At 64.0% G+C, this 3,720-nt stretch carries 6 protein-coding genes; 3 read left to right on the top strand and 3 right to left on the bottom strand.

The genetic code is table 11. The features are described from left to right. From AB4Z11_RS26405 to AB4Z11_RS26395, 3 genes are all read left to right on the top strand, one after another. Nucleotides 1-557 (top strand): GNAT family N-acetyltransferase (locus tag AB4Z11_RS26405; RefSeq protein WP_442028813.1); only part of this gene is annotated, 557 nt, incomplete at its 5' end. Beyond that, entirely contained in the window at nucleotides 490-1,353 is an 864-nt protein-coding gene (locus AB4Z11_RS26400; RefSeq protein ID WP_442028812.1) for an AraC family transcriptional regulator, read from the top strand. The genes AB4Z11_RS26405 and AB4Z11_RS26400, both read left to right, overlap by 68 nt. A 65-nt stretch (nucleotides 1,354-1,418) precedes the next feature. Beyond that, entirely contained in the window at nucleotides 1,419-2,327 is a 909-nt protein-coding gene (locus tag AB4Z11_RS26395) for a DMT family transporter (RefSeq protein ID WP_442028811.1), read from the top strand. Here the strand turns inward: AB4Z11_RS26395 and AB4Z11_RS26390 are convergent. Genes AB4Z11_RS26390 through AB4Z11_RS26380 form a run of 3 tightly spaced genes read right to left on the bottom strand, consistent with a single transcriptional unit; the run spans nucleotide 2,254 to nucleotide 3,682 of the window. Continuing rightward, nucleotides 2,254-2,487 (bottom strand): hypothetical protein, encoded by a 234-nt coding sequence (locus AB4Z11_RS26390; protein ID WP_442028810.1) that lies wholly within the window; start codon nucleotides 2,485-2,487, stop codon nucleotides 2,254-2,256. The genes AB4Z11_RS26395 and AB4Z11_RS26390 overlap by 74 nt on opposite strands. A 48-nt stretch (nucleotides 2,488-2,535) precedes the next feature. Then, the gene (locus AB4Z11_RS26385) at nucleotides 2,536-3,045 is read right to left on the bottom strand and encodes a hypothetical protein (RefSeq protein WP_442028809.1); all 510 of its coding nucleotides are present in this window, start codon (nucleotides 3,043-3,045) and stop codon (nucleotides 2,536-2,538) included. 58 nt (nucleotides 3,046-3,103) lie between these two features. Continuing rightward, nucleotides 3,104-3,682 carry a PEP-CTERM sorting domain-containing protein gene (locus AB4Z11_RS26380; RefSeq protein ID WP_442028808.1) on the bottom strand — a complete coding sequence of 193 codons (579 nt, stop codon included), beginning with the start codon at nucleotides 3,680-3,682 and terminating at the stop codon, nucleotides 3,104-3,106. Nucleotides 3,683-3,720: the final 38 nt, after the last annotated feature.

The following is a 3,720-nucleotide window of genomic DNA, read 5'->3' as shown; positions in this document are numbered from 1 at the left end:
CTTTATCAATAACGTGTTCGATCCCGAGAAAGACTTCCCAGCCGTTGCGCCGGCTGGCTCGATCTGAAACCAGCGGTGACATGGAATCAGGGGAGATCAAGGTCATCGGCAGCGAGGATTTTGATATCTGGCTTCCGCTATGGAAAGCCTATCAACGGTGCTGCGATGTTGATCTCCCTGATTCCGTGACGCGCAAGACGTGGGCGCGCTTGCTGGACCCCGTCGAGCCAGTGCATGCGGTGCTTGCGATAGCGGGAAACCGCGCACTGGGCCTGGCGCATTCGATTTATCATCGATCTGCCTGGACGGCGGACAATCACTGCTATCTGCAAGACCTGTTTGTTGCGCACGATGCGCGCGGCGTTGGCGTAGGCCGCGCACTCATTGAGCATATCTATGCCGATGCACGACGTTGCGGCGCGGCGCAGGTGCACTGGCCCACGCGCCTTACCTTATACTGGCCGGCTGACACCTCAGATTCTTATCCAGATGGCCAGTGCTCAATTCCGGTCGGTTCGCTGTACCCTGCCGGGCGTCCACGCGGTGGAGGCCTGTAGCGATCATTCGTTCTCCCGGCACACGCACGAAGAATTTGGCATTGGCCTGTTTGTGCGCGGAGCGCAGAAGTCATTCAGCGGGCGGGGCATGGTGGAGGCCGGGGCGGGTGATCTGGTGACCGTCAATCCGGGCGAAGTACATGACGGGATGCCGATTGGCGATGGCGTGCGCTCGTGGCGCATGCTGTATCTTGACCCGCCGGTGGTAGGCGCGGCGGTGCGTGACGTCAGCGAGGGCCGGCTGATGCAGCTGGAGTTCAACGAGCCGGTGATGCACGATGCCCGGCTGCCGGCGGCGTTCGTGGCGCTGTATCGCGCCGTGACGGAGCCGCAGATTGCGGCCGCCGGGTTGGCCGCTGAGCAGGAGCTGCTACGGCTGATGGCGCAGACGTTGTATTGGCCGCGCGACCGCGGCGCGGACTCCGCCTCAACGTCCGCATCGGCACCCGCATCGGCTTCGGCACGGGTGCGGACACCGGGGCCAGCGGGCGTCCTGCGGGCGCGCGAGCTGATTGACGATGACCCTCGGGCCGAACTGTCGCTGGACGACCTGGCGCAAGCAGCCGGCATCAGCCGCTTCCATCTGGTACGCGCATTCGGACGCGCGACGGGACTCACGCCGCATGCTTACCTCGTTCAGCGCCGCATTGCCATGGCGCGTGCGCTGATCGCGCGCGGCACGCCGCTGGCGGAAGCCGCGGCAGCCAGCGGCTTTGCCGACCAAAGCCATATGACCCGCATCTTCGTCCGCAAATACGGCATCGCGCCCGYCGCCTACGCGCGCGCCTGCGCCTGACAGCAATAACGTTCAAGACGCCGCCGCCGCGCCTGCCTACCCTCGAAGTTTTTGAGGGAGGAATCATGCTGGGTTATCTGTATCTCACGGCGGCCTCGCTGACGGTGGGCAGCACCGTCGTTGCGGGCAAACTGATTGCGGCGGGACTGCCGCCGTTCACCGCAACTGCGCTGCGTCTGGCGCTGGCGCTACCGGTCTTTCTGCTGCTGATGCGGGTGAAAGGCGAGCGTCTGCCGCGTCCCGATAAGCACGATGCAATGCTGCTCGTGCYGCAAGCGGGCGCGGGCAGCGTCGGCTACACCGTGCTGCTGATGACAGGCTTGCAGCACACCTCAGCGGCAAATGCTTCGGTGGTGCTAGGCACGCTGCCGGTCGTATCAGCACTGATGGCGGTGTTCGTGCTGGGGGAACGTCCCAAACCCGCGCTGATCGCGGCGCTGGTGCTGGCGGCGGCCGGCGTGCTGATTGCGACAACCCGTAGCGGCGACGCGAGCGGCTGGCAAGGGAACTTGCTGGTGCTCGGTGCCGTTGCCTGCGAGGGTCTGTTCGTCCTGCTCAACAAGAAGCTGCGTACGCCGCTTGGTGCGCTGCCCCTGTCGACCATCATGTGCGGTGTGGGGCTGCTGCTGGCGATCGGCCCCGCGCTGGGCGAAGCTCATCCGCAAGCGGGTACGCCGGCGCTGGCGGCGGTGGCTTACTACGCACTGGTGCCGACGGTGGGCGGCTATGTGCTCTGGTATGCGGGATCGGCGCGCGTCAGCGGCGCGGAGGCTTCGCTCTTTACGGCGGTGACGCCGGCGTCGGCGATGATTTTTGCGTGGTGGCTGCTGGATGAGGCGATCGGGCCGCGCCAGCTGGCGGGCATTGCCTGCGTGCTGGCGGCTGTGCTCAGCCTTTACTTCACATCAGGGTCCGGCGCGCGGGGTTATGCGCCTGTGCGGCAGAGTTCAGAACCTCCAGCTGGCCCGCTTTGAAGGTTTGCTGGTGGACGCCATCGCGATCGTGCCAGCGGCACACGACATCGTCATCATCGCCGGTGCCATTGGGACCGGGCATGGTGCGGACTACCAGCATCTTGCGATGCCAGCCGATTGGCCGGACGGCGTCGCCGGCCTTTGCGCGTTCACGGTCCATATCGGCCTCCTCACTTGCATCAGGCAATGATACTCCGATGCGAGGAGGTCAGGCGTTTGGTTCGATATCCAGGTTGACGGAATAAGACAGGCGCTTGCCTTCATACAGGCCGCCGCCGCGCACCACGCCTTCGGTGGACGTCAGTTTGCCGGAAAGATCCAGACGCGCCAGGCGCTCGCGGAAAGCGATAGCGTCTTTCGGCGCCAGGTAGCCGACCATGTGGCCACTGAGGAAGACGGCAACGGCCTTGTCTTCGTAGGGATTATGATCGTCCGGCAGCAGCAGGRCAGGGTGCCGCACATCGGCGCTGGCATCGCCGTGCTCGCCCGCCAGTTCGCGGATGGTCTCGTAGTAGCGCGACTCGCCCAGCACTTCCAGCTGGAAGCGGCCATTGTCGGACCAGTGGTGGGCAGGCTCGCCTTCAGGTAGCGGCGTGTAGGAGCCGGCGGCTGGTTTGTCCTTGGGCGTAAAGGCTGGCGCCTGCGGTTTTCCTTTCAGCAGATAGACAAGGGTCACCAGGGCAAGGACGATGATGATCAGGTTGAGAGCGAGGGCCATAGCGTGCTTCGAAGATTCAAAAGAACGCTATTATCGCAGCCCCCGCTGCTTCGATCTATCAGGCTTTTTGCTTGCGGCGGCGCAGGGCGGCCGCACCGGCCAAACCCAGGCCGACCAGGGCCAGGCTGCCCGGTTCCGGTACGGCGGCAGCGTTGACCGTGATGTCGTCCACCAGGAAAATGCCACCGGAGACGCGCAAAGTGTCAATTCCAGTAAAGCCCAGGTTGACCAGCTGCCAAGGGTTGCTGTAGGTGACGGCCACATCGCCAACCACCACGCCGTTCAGCAGGCCTTGTACATGGGAAGTGAACGCGGCGCCTTGCCAACCGTTCAGCCACAGCGACTGCGCCGAGAAAGTGCCGCCGCCCACCTTGGTCATATCCATATCGCCCGAGAAGTCGTTGAGGGCGGCAAAGTGACCGCTGTGGCCATCGCCGACGCCATTGCTCCAGCTGCCGGCCGGCGATACGTCGACGACGTCGGAATTTGCGCTGAACCGGAAGCCCTGTTCAACGAAACCACTTCCCAAGCCGGTGATGCCGCCCGGGGTGCCGATATCGTCAAAGGTCAGCACGCCTGCCTGGGCGGAGGCGGCCAGGCCGAAGACCAGCGCAGAAGCGAGGATGAGTTTTTTCATGGAAATGCCTATTGTCTAAAGGTGATATTGTTTAACTA

Origin of the sequence: Pseudoduganella sp. RAF53_2, assembly GCF_052113985.1 — a bacterium.
Lineage (GTDB): Bacteria > Pseudomonadota > Gammaproteobacteria > Burkholderiales > Burkholderiaceae_D > Rugamonas.
The sequence above is the reverse complement of the archived record's forward strand: the minus strand, read 5'-3'. Positions and strand labels throughout refer to the sequence as shown.